We start from the raw sequence: 14,642 nt of genomic DNA, 5'->3' as shown, positions 1-14,642 counted from the left end.
ACGGGAAATTAACCGTGACTTTGTACCCCCTTCGTTCCTGCACAGGACGACAAGGGGAAAAAAGTCATGTTGCGCTATCTGTTTGCTGATGAGCTTTACAAGTTTCCGGACCTGGCCGACGGAATGTTCCGGGACCGCGCGGATCAGTTCAAAACCCGGCTGGGCTGGGACGTCTACGTCAACGAAAAAGGAGAGGAGCGGGATCAGTACGATGACCTGAACCCCCTGTACGTCATCTGGGAAGAAGAGGATGGTAGCCACGGCGGTTCCATGCGCGTTCTGCCGACCACCGGACCTGTGATGGTGAACGAGGTGTTTGGACATCTGACCGGCGGCAAGCCGATCTGCAACCCTCTGATCTGGGAGGTGACACGTTTTTGTCTGTCCCGCACGGCCAGCCCGCATACGGCGGGTGCGATCATGCTCAGCGGTGGCGAGATGATGGAAGGGTTCGGCCTGACCCATATCGCCGGCGTCTTTGATGCACGCATGATCCGGATTTACCGTCTGATCGGGTCTTCGCCCATTGTTCTGGGCTCTCAGGGGAAAGGGCGCGATCAGATTTCGGTGGGGCTGTGGCCTTATTCGGCCGAGGATTGCAACCGTGTCGCCGAACGTGCGGGCATCCCGCGCGAGTTGTCCCGCCTGTGGTTCAAAACCGCCTTCGGCACCGGGCGGCAGCACAGGTTCGCCCTGTCGGCCTGACCTGCGGAAAAGCCAAATCCCTCTCTGGTGATAGCTGGCGCGGCCCTGTAGGGTCGCGCCATGTCTATGCCCCCTGTGACCTTTTCCGAAGATCAGGCCGCCGCCTATGACAGCATTGCCGAGATGCTGCGATCGGCCGGTGTCGACCTGGATGACGACGCCCTTTTGAAACTACCGGGAGCGGGAAAATCGGGCGTCATGGCGGTGATCGGCAAGGCCGGCTCCGGCAAAACCCTGTTGCTGGCCGAGTTGTACAAGGCCTTGGCTGAAACTGGTGTGCAGATCGTCTCGGGCGATTTCGAAAGCCGCAAGGCGCGGGAAAAGCGCAGCCTGGCGATTCTTGCGCCCACCAACAAGGCGGCCAGTGTGTTGCGCCTGCGTGGCGTGCCGGCGACTACGATTCACCGCATCCTTTACACGCCGGTATATGACCCGGAATACGAACGGATCGCCGAATGGCTGGCGGGTAACGACGAACGCCCTCAGATCGAAGGTCTGACCGATGAGGCGCTGGACCGCGCGGCGGCGTTTTATGAGAATAACAAATCCATCCCCGGTGCGTTGGCCGCCGCCGGTTTGCGCGGGTCCGATTTCATCACCGGCTGGAAACGCCGGGATGAACCGCTGGATATCGGCTTTGTCGATGAGGCCTCGATGCTGGACGACCGGCAGTTCGAGGACCTGCAGGAAATCTTTCCGACCCTGCTGCTGTTTGGCGACCCGGCCCAGCTTGCCCCGGTCAATCAATCCGGCAGTATGGTGTTTGAGTCTCTGCCCGAGCCGCGCAAACAAATCCTGCACCGGGTTCACCGGCAGGACGCGGACAATCCGATCCTCGACCTCGCCCACGCGCTGGCCGATCCGCAAATGGGGTTCGAGGATTTCGAGCGGCTGATCGAGCAGACCGCCCGTCAGGATGACCGCGTGGTCTGGGGGCAGCGGGTCGAGGTTGATCTGATGGCCCGCAGCCCGGTTCTGGTCTGGCGCAACGCCACGCGCATTCGTTTGATCCAGGCGTTCCGGCATGTCCACGGCGCGCCGGATACCGAGTTGCTGGAAGGTGAGCCGCTGATCTGCGACGGGATCGAACTGCCGCTGAAGCACCGCAAGAAACGTCTGGACCTTGAGGCGCGCGGTCTGATCAAGGGGGCTCAGGTCATCTATCTGGGGCCGGGGCGCAAGCCGGGATTTTCGCGCCTGCACGTGATGGGTGCCGAAGATCCGCAGGTCAGCGCCGCGTCCATCGTCAAGATCGAGAAACCGGATGAGGAAGAGCCCTTTATCCCCTTTGCCGCGCGCATGGGCGCGACTTTTCTGCACGGGGCTGCGGTGACCATTCACAAGGCGCAGGGCTCGCAATGGGACACGGTGCAGGTTTTTGCGCCAGACATTTACGCCGCCGCCCGTATGGGCCGGACCGAGGCCGGGCAGCCGCTGTGGAAGCGTTTGGCCTATGTGGCCATTACCCGCGCGCAGGAGCGTCTGATCTGGGTGGTACGCAACCGTCTGGCCAAACCCACCCATCCGCTGCGGGTGGACGACCTGCGCGCCGTTCCGGCTGCATCGCTGACATTGGAGGCCGAAGAGACATGAGCACCATCATCGTAACCGGCGCAAGCTCGGGCATCGGGCGGGCCACGGCGGAACTGTTCCTGGCCGAGGGCTGGACGGTTGGTCTGCTGGCCCGCAGTGCGGATAAACTGCATCAGATGGCCGCGGGCCGCGACACGGCCATCCCTCTGGTCGCGGATGTGACCGACCCGGATGCGGTTCAAGCCGCGTTCAACACCTTTCAGGACAAGACCGGCCGTCTGGACGTGTTGTTCAACAATGCCGGCATCTTTGCGCCCGGTGGCACGATAGACGAGATCGCGCTGGAGGACTGGTGCCAAAGCGTGAACGTCAACCTGAACGGCATGTTCCTGAGCGCGCGCGCGGCGTTTCGGATCATGCGCCACCAATCCCCGCAAGGCGGGCGCATCATCAATAACGGCTCGATTGCCGCCTATGTGCCGCGTGCGAACTCGGTGCACTACTCGGCCACCAAACATGCCATCACCGGTTTGACCCGCAGCTTGTCTTTGGACGGGCGGGCCTTCGGAATTGCCTGCGGTCAGATCGACATCGGCAATGCACGCACGCAGTTGGTGCAGGGTCTGGTGGATGCCGCCGTTGAGGCCGGACAGCAGCCCGACCCGACCATGGCCGTCGAGGACGCCGCGCGCTCGGTGCTGCATATGGCCAGCCTGCCGCCCGAGGCCAATGTGCAGTTCATGACCGTGATGGCCACGACGATGCCCTTCATCGGCCGCGGATAGGCGTCAGTTCTCGCGCAGCAACCGGAACGCCGTCGAGGCCCCCCAACCGGCCGCAATGGCGATGATCAGCGACATCAGCCCGTACCAGACCGGTTGCTGGCGGGACAGGTTGTAGAGGAACCGCTCCAACCCCACCTTGCGCACGTCGATTGTGGTCTCGAACTGCGAGATGACCTGTTCGCCGCGGGTCAGGAAGATGCGCGCCCGGTAATCACCTTCGGTCAGGTCGGCGGGCATAGCGATTGAGGTCCGGAACAGGGTCTGTTCGTCCACCGCCACGGTGTTTTCACGGATCGAATACAGCCCCTCATCCTCGCGGATGCGCACCACGGCATCCGCAAATGACTGAGCGCCTCGGATATGCATCGCTGCCCCGACCGAGCGGATGGCCCGTTCAATTGAAATGCGATAGCGCAGGTCCTCGGTATCCGAGAGGATGTCGTCCAGCGGTCCGCTGGTGGCTACCGCGTAAAAGCTGGGGGCGAGGTCGACCAGAACGCTGTCGGTATTGACCCAGATCCCCAGTTTGCGATCTTTGCGCCGGACCATCACCGGGCTGGAGGGGCCGGCTACGGCCACGATCACCTCAAGCGGCGGGCCGGGCGGAATGGGGGTTTCCCGTTTGACGGCCCCGAAGATCAGGATTTCCGAGCCATCGAATGTTGCGGTAATGGCCACCCGATCCTGGCTGAGACCCAGCACAACCTGCTCGTCCACCGCAAGGGCAGGGGTGCAGCACAGGATCAGCAGGGCAATCAGGCGTTTCAGCATGAATCAGTGCCCCCCTTCGCTGCCAAGAGAGTAGAGCTCGGACGGTTCGATCAACAGGTCCAGCGCCAGCTTGCCGCAGACCACCAGAACCAAGGCCGCCAGCAGCACCCGCAATTGCTCGGCCGGCATCCGCGCGCCGATTACCGTGCCGATCTGTGCGCCTACGACGCCCCCGACCAGCAACAGAACCGCCAGAACGATATCGACCGTATAGTTCGTGGTGGCGTGCAGCATGGTGGTGAACGCCGTCACAAAGATGATCTGAAACAGCGAGGTGCCAACCACGACCTTGGTGGGCATGCCCAGCAGGTAGATCATCGCCGGTACCATGATAAAGCCGCCACCGACCCCCATGATTGCCGACAGAACGCCGACGCACAGGCCCACCATCATCGGCGGAATGACCGAAATATAGAGACCCGAGGTGCGAAAGCGCATCTTGAGCGGCATGGCATGAACCCAGCCGCGCTGACGCCGTTTTGCGGGCGCGCCGCCGCCCTTTTTGGCCTTGCGCAGTGCCCGCAGGCTTTCGATGAACATCAGGCTGCCGACCACGCCAAGGAAGACGACGTAACACAGCGTTACCAGCAGATCGACCTGGCCCAGGCTCTTGAGATAGTTGAACACCACCACGCCAAGCGCCGCGCCTATTAACCCCCCGGTTAAAAGGACCGTGCCCATTCTCAGGTCCACCGTCTTTCGTCGGAAATGCGCCAACACACCGGAAAATGACGAGGCAACGATCTGGTTGGCTTCAGTTGCGACAGCAACGGCGGGGGGGATGCCGATGAAAAACAGCAGCGGCGTCATCAGGAACCCGCCGCCGACGCCAAACATGCCGGACAGGATACCGACCATCCCGCCCAGCCCCAACAGCAGAAAGGCATTGACGGAGACTTCGGCGATAGGAAGGTAAATCTGCATATGGAATTACCGGATGAGAGCGGCCGCGCCACCTTGGGCGACCCGGGCTGTCTCAAACCACTGGGGTGAGGCGTTAATGCGGCGCGTCGAGGGCAAACCCCACGGCCACATGGCGAATATCGAACGCGCGGGCTGGACCCCGTTAACTCGATTTGGCTGAAAAATACGAAGACGCCCGGAAAGCAGGCGTTCTTGTGTTTCCGGTACCCTGATGCGGGAAAATCCGATCTCGGCTATCACAGGAAACACACTCATACCCCTTTAGAGCGGTTGCCGCATGTAAAATCAACTCTACATGCGGCACTGCGGCGAACTGGACTGACAGGAGTTCGGAACTGGATCTGTCAGCGTTCTTTCACATAGGGCTCGCCCCCGGCGCGCGGTGGCACCGCTTTGCCGACGAACCCGGCCAGAATGACCACGGTCAGGATATAGGGCAGGGCATCCATGACCTGTACCGGGATGACCACGCCGCCCAGATCGATGTTCTGGAACCGCAGCGCGATGGCCTGCAGCAGACCGAACAGAAGACAAGCCCACATTGCGTGCCAAGGCCGCCATTTCGCAAAGATCAGCGCGGCCAACGCGATGAACCCGCGACCGGCGGTCATTTCCTTGACGAACCCGGCCTGCAGGGCGGTCGCCAGATAGGCCCCCGCGATCCCGCACAGCATGCCGCAAATGGCAACGGCGGCAAAGCGCAGGCCAACGACGGACACACCAGCAGTATCCACGGCTGCCGGGTTTTCACCAACGGCGCGCAGGCGCAGGCCGAACCGGGTGCGGTACAAGATCCACCATGTCAGTGGGACCATCAGGAAGGCCACATAGACCAGTATGGAATGACCGGATATGAGTTCGGAGTACACCATGTGAACTGAATTGGCGTCAGACATCAGTTCAGAAACCGGTTGCCCGGACAGTTCAGCATCTTCGGGGCCGATTGCATAAGGGAACTCTGCGGATTCGAACCGAGCTCCGCCGAAGAGAGAAGGCGTACGCCCGCCCTGCTTGAACCAGCTTTGGGCGATCAGCACGGTAAGGCCAGATGCAAGGAAGTTGATCGCTACGCCCGAAATCAACTGATTGCCTCTGAAGGTGATTGAGGCTAGCCCGTGCAATCCTGACAAAACCAGCGAGGATGCGATCCCTGCCATCAGGCCCAGCCAGACCGATCCGGTCACAGCGGCAACCGCCGCCGAGAAAAACGCCGACATCAGCATCTTGCCTTCAAGGCCAATGTCGAAAATGCCCGCGCGTTCGGAATACAGCCCCGCCAGACAGGCCAGCAGCAGCGGCGTGGCCAGACGGATCGTCGAATCGAGGACCTGGATGAGGGTAACGAAGAACTCCATCACTCTGCCCCCTTCCGCAGGCTCAGGAACAGCTTTTCAAGCGGCATCCTGACCATGTTGTCCAATGCTCCGGTGAACAGGATCACCAGCGCCTGAATGACAACGATCAGCTCACGCGGGATCGAGGTCCACAGCGCCAGCTCGGCGCCACCCTGATAGAGGAAGCCGAACAGCAGCGCCGCCAGGAACACGCCAAACGGGTGTGACCGGCCCATCAGCGCCACGGCGATGCCGATAAAGCCCGCGCCTTCGGTGGAGTTCAGAACCAGCCGTTCCGCTTCGCCCATCACGTTGTTGATGGCCATCATTCCCGCCAGCGCGCCCGAGATCAGCATCGCGACGATGGTAATGCGCACAGGCGAAATCCCGGCATAGATGGCTCCGGTTTCGGAATGGCCATAGGCACGGATTTCATAGCCCAGCCGCGTGCGCCAGATCAGCGCCCAGACAACAAAACAGGCTAGAACCGCCACAAAAAACGAGATATTCGCGGGCGCGCCGCGGAACACCGCGTTTTCGGCGGTCGAGAACATCGACTGGAAGGTCGGCAGATGCACCGCTTCGGGAAAGCGCGCCGTTGCCGGGTCTTGCGAACCCTGCGGGCGCATGACGTTGACCAGCATATAGTTCAGGAAGGCAGCCGCGATGAAGTTGAACATGATCGTGGTGATCACAATATGGCTGCCGCGTTTGGCCTGCAGATAGGCTGGGATCGCGGCCCAAGCGGCACCGAACAGTGCCGCCGCAAGCCCGGCGCCCAGCAGGGCAATGCTCCAATGTGGCCACGGGATGTAGAGGCAGGCTATTGCAACGCCCAGCCCGCCCAGCATCGCCTGACCTTCACCACCGATGTTGAACAGCCGGGCGTGGAAGGCCACGGCCACCGCCAGCCCGGTGAACATAAAATTGGTCGCGTAGTAGAGCGTATAGCCCCAGCCATAGGTCGACCCCAGCGCTCCGGTGACCATCAGGTTTACCGCCTCGACCGGGTTTTCACCAATGGCGAGGATCACGAGCGCTGAAAGGAGTGTGGCCAGTATCAGACTGATCAGAGGGATCAGGACGACGTCGGCCCATTTGGGCATTTTATCCATGTTACGCCGCCTCTCCCGCAACACCGGCCATCAACAGGCCCAGTTCTTTTTCATCCGTCTCATGGGGCAGACGCTCGCCCATGATATGTCCGTCAAACATCACTGCGATCCGGTCGGACAGCGAGAAGATTTCCTCCAACTCGACCGAGACCAACAGGATTGCCTTGCCCTGATCGCGCAGCGCGACGATCTGTTTGTGAATGAACTCGATCGCGCCGATATCCACACCACGGGTGGGCTGACCGACCAGCAACAGGTCGGGGTTCCGCTCAATCTCGCGCGCGACGACGATCTTCTGCTGGTTGCCGCCCGAAAAGCTTTTCGCCGTCAGCCAGCCATTGGGCGGGCGCACGTCGAATTTTTCAATCTTGGCTTCGGTGTCGGCGCGCAGGGCGGCGTTGTCCATGAAGATACCGCGTTTGTAAGCCGGGTCGCGGTGATAGCCGAACGCCACGTTTTCCCACGCATGAAAGTCCATGATCAGGCCTTCGCGCTGGCGGTCTTCCGGGACGTGGGCAATGTGCTGTGCACGCCGGGCCTGTCCGTCAGACCCATGCCCGCTAAGCACCAGGGGCGCGCCGTTCAGCTTGATCGAGCCCTGACCCGGTCGCATTCCACCCAGCACCTCAAGCAGTTCGGACTGACCATTGCCCGCAACACCGGCGATGCCGACAATTTCCCCGGCCCGCACGGTCAGATCGATGCCCTTGACCCGTTCAACGCCCGCTGAATCGAAGACGCGCAGGTTTTCGACCTCAAGAATGGGTTTGCCGGGCTTGGCAGGGACCTTGTCGACCTGCAGCAGAACCTTGCGGCCCACCATCAGTTCGGCCAGTTCTTCGGGGCTGGTTTCAGTGGTTTTGACCGTCGCCGTCATCTGCCCGCGCCGCATGACCGAGACAGTGTCGGTGTTTTCCATGATCTCGCGCAGCTTATGCGTGATCACGATGATCGTCTTCCCTTCGGCCCGCAGCCGGTCGAGGATGCGGAACAGCTGGTCCGCCTCGGCCGGGGTCAGAACGCCGGTGGGTTCATCGAGGATCAGGATTTCGGCTTTGCGGTACAGCGCCTTCAGGATCTCGACCCGCTGCTGCATCCCCACGCCGATTTCGTCGATGCGTTTGTCGGGATCAACGAACAGCTCGTATTCTTCTTCCAGTTCCTTCAACTCTTTGCGGGCTTTGGTCAGAGACGGGGCCAGCAGCCCGCCATCCTCGGCGCCCAAGACGATGTTTTCCAGAACTGTGAAATTCTCGACCAGTTTGAAATGCTGGAATACCATCCCGATGCCTGCCGCAATCGCGGCCTGACTGTCAGGGATGTCGGTCTTGGTGCCGTTGATCCAGATCTCGCCTTTGTCGGCTTTGTAGAAACCGTAGAGAATGCTCATCAGTGTGGATTTGCCCGCACCGTTTTCACCGATGATCCCGTGGATCGTGCCGGGGGCGACGCTGATGGAAATGTCTTTGTTGGCCTGAACCGGCCCAAAGGCTTTGGAGATCCCTTTGAGCTCAATGGCGGGGACGGTCATGTCGTGTCCTCAGATTGCCGAAGGGCCGCGCGGACCGCGCAGCAGAGTGGATGCGAGGCGGAGGTCACCCCCGCCCCGCGCAATATCAGAACTGCAGTGCCGGGCAGCTGTCGTTCTCGTAATAGCTGACAACGCTGACGTTGCCGTCGATGATGTCCTGACGGGCTTTATCAACGGCCGCTTTCATCTCGTCCGAGACCAGTTCAGCGTTGTTTTCGTCCATCGCAACGCCAACACCGTCTTCGGCCAGACCCATCGCGAATACACCGGTTTCCAGGCCGTCGCCTGCGTTCATCGCGTCGTAAACGGCGACGTCAACGCGTTTCAGCATCGAGGTCAGAACCTTGCCCGGGTGCAGGTGGTTCTGGTTGCTGTCCACGCCGATCGACAGGATGCCTTCGTCAGCTGCGGTTTGCAGAACACCGACGCCAGTGCCGCCAGCCGCGGCATAGACCACGTCTGCGCCTTGGCTGATCTGTGCTTTGGTCAGTTCAGAACCCTTCACCGGGTCGTTCCACGCCGCTGGAGTGGTGCCGGTCATATTTGCAACCACGTTGATATCCGGGTTCACCGCTTTGGCGCCTTGCGCGTAGCCGCAGCCGAAATGACGGATCAGCGGAACATCCATACCGCCAATGAAACCGATGGTGCCGGATTCCGAGGCCATGGCGGCCATCATGCCAACTAGGTACGAGCCTTCATGTTCGGCAAAACCAACCTGGCGCAGGTTCGGCGCGTCCAGCCAGTTCACATCGACCACAACAAACTTCGTGTCGGGGTAATCACCGACAACCGTGCTGAGCGGATCGGCCATTGCAAAACCCATGGTGATGATCGGGCTCAGACCAGCTTCGGCAAAGCGGCGCAGGGCCTGTTCGCGCTGGGCTTCGGACTGCAGTTCGATTTCACGGTAGGTGCCACCGGTTTCCTCGGCCCAACGTGACGCGCCGTTATGTGCGGCCTCATTGAACGACTTGTCGAACTTGCCGCCCAGGTCAAAGATCAGGGCCGGTTCGGCAAGGGCCGCACCGGCAGTCAGCGCGACGGCGGCGGCAGCGCCCATCAAGGATTTCATCAGGGTCATTTCATACTCCCGTTTGTTATTGTCGGTCGGGGCCAAGATAGCCCCGGTTACCCACTGTGAGCGAGCATAACTGTTGTGATGGCGGGAATTAAGGGCGTTTGCAACAGGCCGGGTCAACTGATTTTTGACCGATTGGTCGAAAAAATCCATTGCTGCCCCTCAGGTCAGATCGCATTCCATGACAATGGCGTCGATTTTTCCATCGTTTTCACGCAGATAGTAGCCTTTGCGCAGGCCGCAGGGCGTGTATCCGCACCGTTCATAGAGCGCGATAGCAGGGTGGTTGTCTGCCGCAACGTCCAGAAAGGCGCGGGTTGCGCCCAGTTTTCGGGCTGTCGCGTGCCATTCGTGCATGGATTTCAGTGCCAGACCCCGCCGTTGGCGGCTGGGATGGGTCGCGATCGTCAGCAGCTCGGCCTCATCCGCGATGACTTGGAATAGGGCAAAAGACTCAGTGTTCCCAATCACATGGGTAAATCGGTTGCCCAGAAGATCGGTAAACTCCTGATCCGTCCATGGGCGCGATTGCGTGAAAGCCGCCGCGTGGATATGGGCCAGATCCTGCGGGGTCATCCGTCCAGCAAGACAGGGGGCGTGTCTTTTGACGGGGCTGCGTCGGCAGGCCGAACATAAAGCGGGGCCGGGGGCGTGCTGACGCTCTGCCAGTTTTGCGCCGCCAGCCGGACGATGGCCCGCACTTGCGCGTCCGCATCATCGTTCAGGATCAGTCTCCCGAGTGATTCTGCCTGTTTCTGCGCCATCAGCGCCGGATCCTGCCCAGGCAGCATGACATAGACCTGTTCGCGCGGCGCGCGGATAGCGGGCAGCCCATCGCCGATTTCGGCCAATGCGTCAAAGCCGGACACGCCCACGGCCGGAATTCCCAGACCCAAGGCCAATCCCCGCGCGGCAGAGACCGAGATACGGATGCCGGTGAAATTCCCCGGTCCGATCCCAACACCAATGGCGGTCAAGTCACGCCAGGTACAGCCGGCTTCGGCCAGAACCTCTTGCAGCAATGGCATCAGCCGCTCGGCCTGACCACGAGACATGGATTCGGTGCGGGACACGAGGATGCTGTCACCCCGTAACAAAGCGGCCGCGCAATGCGCGGCCGATGTATCAAACGCCAGAATCAGCGGATCAGACGGCAACGGGGCGCACCTCGGTCACCTCTGGAATGTAGTGACGCAGCAGGTTCTCGATCCCCATTTTCAGCGTCAGGGTCGAAGACGGGCAACCCGCGCAGGCCCCCTGCATGTGCAGGTAGACGACGCCGCGATCAAACCCGTGGAAGGTGATGTCACCCCCATCCTGGGCCACCGCCGGGCGTACGCGGCTGTCCAGTAGATCCTTGATCTGGTTGACGATTTCCGCATCCTCTCCGGTGTGTTCGGCGTGGCCCGAAGCGGCCTGCGCGTCCGAGCCCAGTGCCGGCTGGCCGGACTGGAAATGCTCCATCACCGCGCCCAGAATGGCAGGCTTGATGTGGTCCCACTGAACATCGTCCGATTTGGTGACGGTCACGAAGTCATTGCCCAGAAACACGCCGGTCACACCGCTGACCGTAAAGATGCGCTTGGCCAGGGGCGATCTTTCCCCGGCTTCCGCCGAGGGGAAGTCTGCGGTTCCGGCCTCCAGAACGATCTGGCCGGGCAGGAATTTCAGCGTTGCGGGGTTCGGCGTGGATTCGGTCTGGATGAACATGTCACGGCTCCGTTTCAGTTGTGACTGATATGCGGGTCCGGGCCGGGGAAGTCAAGATTTGGAACCGTTCTAAATTTCGCCAGCCAGTTGCATAGCCTCATCCAGCCGGTCATCGCCCCAGAATAGTTCTTCCCCCACCAGAAAGCTGGGGGCCCCGAAAATCCCCTTGGCCTGGGCCGTTTTCGTCTGTTCGATCAGGGCAGCCTTGATGTCCGGGTCCTGACAACGGGCCAGCGTTTCAGCAGGCAGGCTGGCCTGCGACAGGCAATCAACCAGCACATCATCGTCCGAGATGTTCAGACCATCGACAAATTCCGCAGCATAAACAGCGCGAACAAAAGCGGCCCTTTGCGGTTGGGCGTCAATCGACAGAACGAGCCGCGCGGCTTTCAGGCCATTTTGCGGAAACGGATCAGGTCGGGTGAACCGCACGCCGCGCCGGGCTGACAACCGCTCCATATCGCGCCACATATAGCGCCCTTTGGCGGGGTAAATGTTGAAGGGCGAATTGTCCCAGCCTTGCGCGGCGAAAATTGGACCCAGCAAAAAGGGGCGCCATTCCACCAAGACCCCGTGCTGCGCTGCCAAATCCTCGATCCGCACTGCGCTGAGATAGGAATAGGTCGAGGCGAATTCGAACCAGAACTGGATGCTGCGCGGCATGGGCAGGCCTCAGGTGATCTCTTCCAGCTTTTCCTTGCTCAGATCACCGGGAACGATGGTGATCGGGATCGGAAGGCTGCCTGAATTCTTGGTCAACTGCGTCACCAGCGGACCGGGACCTTTCTTTTCGACGCCTGCGCCCAGCACCAGCACGCCGATTTCCGGGTCAGACTGGACATGTTCGATGATTTGCGGAACCGGGTCGCCTTCGCGGATCGCAAGTTCCGGGTCCACACCCTGCTTGTCGCGCATCCATTTGGCGAACACCTCGTAATGGGCATGAATGCGTTCGCGGGCCTCTTCGCGCATCACTTCGGCCACACCAATCCAATGATTGAATTCATCCGGCGGGATGACCGACAGGATCGTTACGCCGCCGCCCGTATGGGCCGCACGCATGGCGGCAAAGCGCATCGCGTTCAGGCATTCGCGGCTGTCATCCAGAACGACCAGAAATTTGCGCATGAAGTGTCCTCGGTTATTTCAGGCGATCATGCCCGACCAGATGCGTGCTGGCAACCAGAGCCTAACGCGTGCTCAGGGCCCAATCCCAATACATCTCGCGCGCACGGCGGGCGACGGGTCCGACCTGATATTGGGTGTCTTCGATTGCGGTGACCGGGGTGATCTTGCTCATGTTGCCGCTCATGAAGACCTCATCCGCCTTGCGGAAGTCCTCAAAGCCGAGGATGGCTTCGTGCACGGTTACGCCATCGGCGCGCAGGTTTTTGATATGGCGGGCGCGGGTGATCCCGGCCAGAAAGGTGCCGTTGGGGGCAGGGGTGAAGACCTCACCGTCACGGACCATGAAGATGTTGGCGGTTGCGGTTTCGGCCACATGGCCCAGAGCGTCAGCGACCAGCGCGTTCGAAAACCCGTTGGAGCGCGCCTCTTTCAGCATCCGTGCGTTGTTGGGGTACAGGCACCCGGCCTTGGCATTCACGACCGAGGATTCCAGAACCGGGCGGCGGAACCGCGTATATCCCAGCGTGACCGAGGCGGTTTCGGGGGCCATCGGAATCTCTTCCAGACAGATGGCAAAGCCGGTGCTGTTTTCCTGCGGGACGATGGCGGTGGCGTCGCCGTCGATGCCCCAATACATCGGGCGGATGTAGACGGCTGAATCCGGGCCGAAAGCTTCCAGGCCCTCGCGGACGATCTCGACCATCTGTTCGGTGTTCACCGAGGGTGTCAGCATCAGCGCCTCGGCGGATCGGTTCACGCGGGCGCAATGCGCCTCAAGGTCCGGCGCCATGCCGTCGAAGTAACGCGCGCCGTCAAAGACCGACGACCCCAACCACGCGCCGTGATCGGCCGCGCGCATGATCGGGGCGTTCTCGTCATGCCATTGACCTTCGAAATAGGTGCGGATGTTCTTGCCGACTGCCATGGCGCCCTCCCAAGCTTTTGCGCAAACCTAGGAAGGCGTTGGGGCAAGGTCCAGAGCAATCAGCCCTGTTTTGCGCCAACCATGCCCACGATCTCGTAGGTCTGCTGCAGGATCGGGGCCGCGATTGCGCGCGCCTTTTCTGCGCCTTTGGCCAGAATCCGATCGATCTCGGCCTGTTCCCCCATCAGGCGGGCCATTTCGGACGAGATTGGCGCTAGTTTTGACACCGCCAGTTCCGCCAGCATCGGTTTGAATTCACCGAATTGCTTGCCGCCCATTTCGGCCAGAACCTGCTCGGCGGTCTGGTCGCTGAGGGCTGCGTAGACGTTCACCAGATTGCGTGCCTCGGGGCGTTCGTCCAGTCCGTCGAGTTCCGAAGGCAAAGCTTCCGGGTCTGTCTTGGCTTTGCGAATCTTCTTGGCAATCGTGTCGGCGTCATCGGTCATGTTGATGCGGCTCATGTCCGACGGGTCGGATTTCGACATTTTCTTGGACCCATCCCGCAGGCTCATGACGCGGGTCGCGGCCCCTTTGATCACAGGTTCGGTGATCGGGAAGAAGTCGACACCATAGTCATGGTTGAACTTGATCGCGATGTCGCGGGTCAGCTCAAGGTGCTGTTTCTGGTCGTCGCCCACCGGTACATGTGTCGCGTGATAGGTCAGAATGTCAGCGGCCATCAGCGAAGGGTACGCAAACAGGCCCAGCGAGGCGTTCTGCTGGTTCTTACCCGCCTTGTCCTTCCACTGAGTCATCCGCTGCATCCAGCCCATGCGGGCGACGCAGTTGAAGATCCACGCCAGTTGTGCGTGCTCGGGCACCTGGCTTTGGTTGAACAGGATCGACTTTTCCGGGTCGAGACCGGCGGCGATGAAGCCTGCGCAAAGTTCTCGCGTCGAATGTGCCAGTTCCTTGGGGTCCTGCCAGACAGTGATCGCGTGCAGGTCGACCATGCAGTAGATGGTTTCGATATCGGGCTGCTGCATATCCACAAACCGCTTGAGCGCACCCAGGTAATTGCCAAGGTGCAGGTTTCCCGAAGGCTGGATGCCGGAAAACACGCGCGGCGTGAACTTGGTTTCGGTCATCGAAGGGAACTC

Annotated in this window: 16 protein-coding genes; 3 read left to right on the top strand and 13 right to left on the bottom strand. The window is 60.9% G+C overall.

Features of this window, described 5'->3' with window-relative positions; all coding sequences use genetic code 11:
* Positions 1-66 precede the first annotated feature (66 nt).
* Genes ACOQFT_RS06885 through ACOQFT_RS06875 form a run of 3 tightly spaced genes read left to right on the top strand, consistent with a single transcriptional unit; the run spans position 67 to position 3,023 of the window.
* The gene (locus tag ACOQFT_RS06885) at positions 67-705 is read left to right on the top strand and encodes an acyl-homoserine-lactone synthase (RefSeq protein WP_421597210.1); all 639 of its coding nucleotides are present in this window, start codon (positions 67-69) and stop codon (positions 703-705) included.
* 60 nt (positions 706-765) lie between these two features.
* Complete coding sequence (locus ACOQFT_RS06880; RefSeq protein ID WP_421597209.1) at positions 766-2,298, top strand: ATP-dependent DNA helicase; 1,533 nt, start codon at positions 766-768, stop codon at positions 2,296-2,298.
* On the top strand, positions 2,295-3,023 hold the full coding sequence (locus tag ACOQFT_RS06875; RefSeq protein WP_421597208.1) for an SDR family oxidoreductase: 729 nt from the start codon (positions 2,295-2,297) through the stop codon (positions 3,021-3,023). The genes ACOQFT_RS06880 and ACOQFT_RS06875 overlap by 4 nt, the downstream gene beginning before the upstream one ends.
* Positions 3,024-3,026: 3 nt before the next feature.
* Here ACOQFT_RS06875 and ACOQFT_RS06870 read toward each other — a convergent pair whose 3' ends face one another.
* The 13 genes from ACOQFT_RS06870 to trpS form a co-directional block, all read right to left on the bottom strand.
* Entirely contained in the window at positions 3,027-3,794 is a 768-nt protein-coding gene (locus ACOQFT_RS06870; RefSeq protein WP_421597207.1) for a TIGR02186 family protein, read from the bottom strand.
* Between the two features lie 3 nt (positions 3,795-3,797).
* Complete coding sequence (locus tag ACOQFT_RS06865; RefSeq protein ID WP_421597206.1) at positions 3,798-4,718, bottom strand: sulfite exporter TauE/SafE family protein; 921 nt, start codon at positions 4,716-4,718, stop codon at positions 3,798-3,800.
* Positions 4,719-5,062: 344 nt separating this feature from the next.
* Positions 5,063-6,073, bottom strand: coding sequence for an ABC transporter permease (locus ACOQFT_RS06860; RefSeq protein WP_421597205.1), 1,011 nt, complete (start codon positions 6,071-6,073; stop codon positions 5,063-5,065).
* A complete protein-coding gene (locus tag ACOQFT_RS06855; protein WP_421597204.1) occupies positions 6,073-7,167 on the bottom strand; it encodes an ABC transporter permease in 1,095 nt (364 codons plus the stop codon). The genes ACOQFT_RS06860 and ACOQFT_RS06855 overlap by 1 nt, the downstream gene beginning before the upstream one ends.
* A gap of 1 nt (position 7,168) precedes the next feature.
* The gene (locus ACOQFT_RS06850) at positions 7,169-8,698 is read right to left on the bottom strand and encodes an ABC transporter ATP-binding protein (RefSeq protein WP_421597203.1); all 1,530 of its coding nucleotides are present in this window, start codon (positions 8,696-8,698) and stop codon (positions 7,169-7,171) included.
* 85 nt (positions 8,699-8,783) lie between these two features.
* On the bottom strand, positions 8,784-9,782 hold the full coding sequence (locus tag ACOQFT_RS06845; RefSeq protein WP_421597202.1) for a BMP family lipoprotein: 999 nt from the start codon (positions 9,780-9,782) through the stop codon (positions 8,784-8,786).
* A 159-nt stretch (positions 9,783-9,941) separates the two neighbouring features.
* Positions 9,942-10,355, bottom strand: coding sequence for a GNAT family N-acetyltransferase (locus tag ACOQFT_RS06840; protein ID WP_421597201.1), 414 nt, complete (start codon positions 10,353-10,355; stop codon positions 9,942-9,944).
* Positions 10,352-10,936 (bottom strand): tRNA (adenosine(37)-N6)-threonylcarbamoyltransferase complex dimerization subunit type 1 TsaB, encoded by a 585-nt coding sequence (tsaB, locus tag ACOQFT_RS06835; RefSeq protein WP_421597200.1) that lies wholly within the window; start codon positions 10,934-10,936, stop codon positions 10,352-10,354. The genes ACOQFT_RS06840 and tsaB overlap by 4 nt, the downstream gene beginning before the upstream one ends.
* Positions 10,926-11,489 (bottom strand): NifU family protein, encoded by a 564-nt coding sequence (locus ACOQFT_RS06830; RefSeq protein ID WP_421597199.1) that lies wholly within the window; start codon positions 11,487-11,489, stop codon positions 10,926-10,928. The genes tsaB and ACOQFT_RS06830 overlap by 11 nt, the downstream gene beginning before the upstream one ends.
* Before the next feature lie 69 nt (positions 11,490-11,558).
* Entirely contained in the window at positions 11,559-12,152 is a 594-nt protein-coding gene (locus ACOQFT_RS06825) for a 2-hydroxychromene-2-carboxylate isomerase (RefSeq protein ID WP_421597198.1), read from the bottom strand.
* 9 nt (positions 12,153-12,161) lie between these two features.
* Positions 12,162-12,617 carry a universal stress protein gene (locus ACOQFT_RS06820; RefSeq protein WP_209195306.1) on the bottom strand — a complete coding sequence of 152 codons (456 nt, stop codon included), beginning with the start codon at positions 12,615-12,617 and terminating at the stop codon, positions 12,162-12,164.
* A gap of 61 nt (positions 12,618-12,678) precedes the next feature.
* Positions 12,679-13,542: a branched-chain amino acid aminotransferase gene (locus ACOQFT_RS06815; RefSeq protein ID WP_421597197.1), complete on the bottom strand. Its 864-nt coding sequence runs from the start codon at positions 13,540-13,542 to the stop codon at positions 12,679-12,681.
* Between the two features lie 59 nt (positions 13,543-13,601).
* The gene (gene trpS, locus ACOQFT_RS06810) at positions 13,602-14,630 is read right to left on the bottom strand and encodes a tryptophan--tRNA ligase (protein ID WP_421597196.1); all 1,029 of its coding nucleotides are present in this window, start codon (positions 14,628-14,630) and stop codon (positions 13,602-13,604) included.
* Positions 14,631-14,642: the final 12 nt, after the last annotated feature.

Source organism: Ruegeria sp. MALMAid1280, assembly GCF_049195285.1.
Lineage (GTDB): Bacteria > Pseudomonadota > Alphaproteobacteria > Rhodobacterales > Rhodobacteraceae > Ruegeria.
This window is presented reverse-complemented; position numbering and strand designations above follow the sequence as displayed.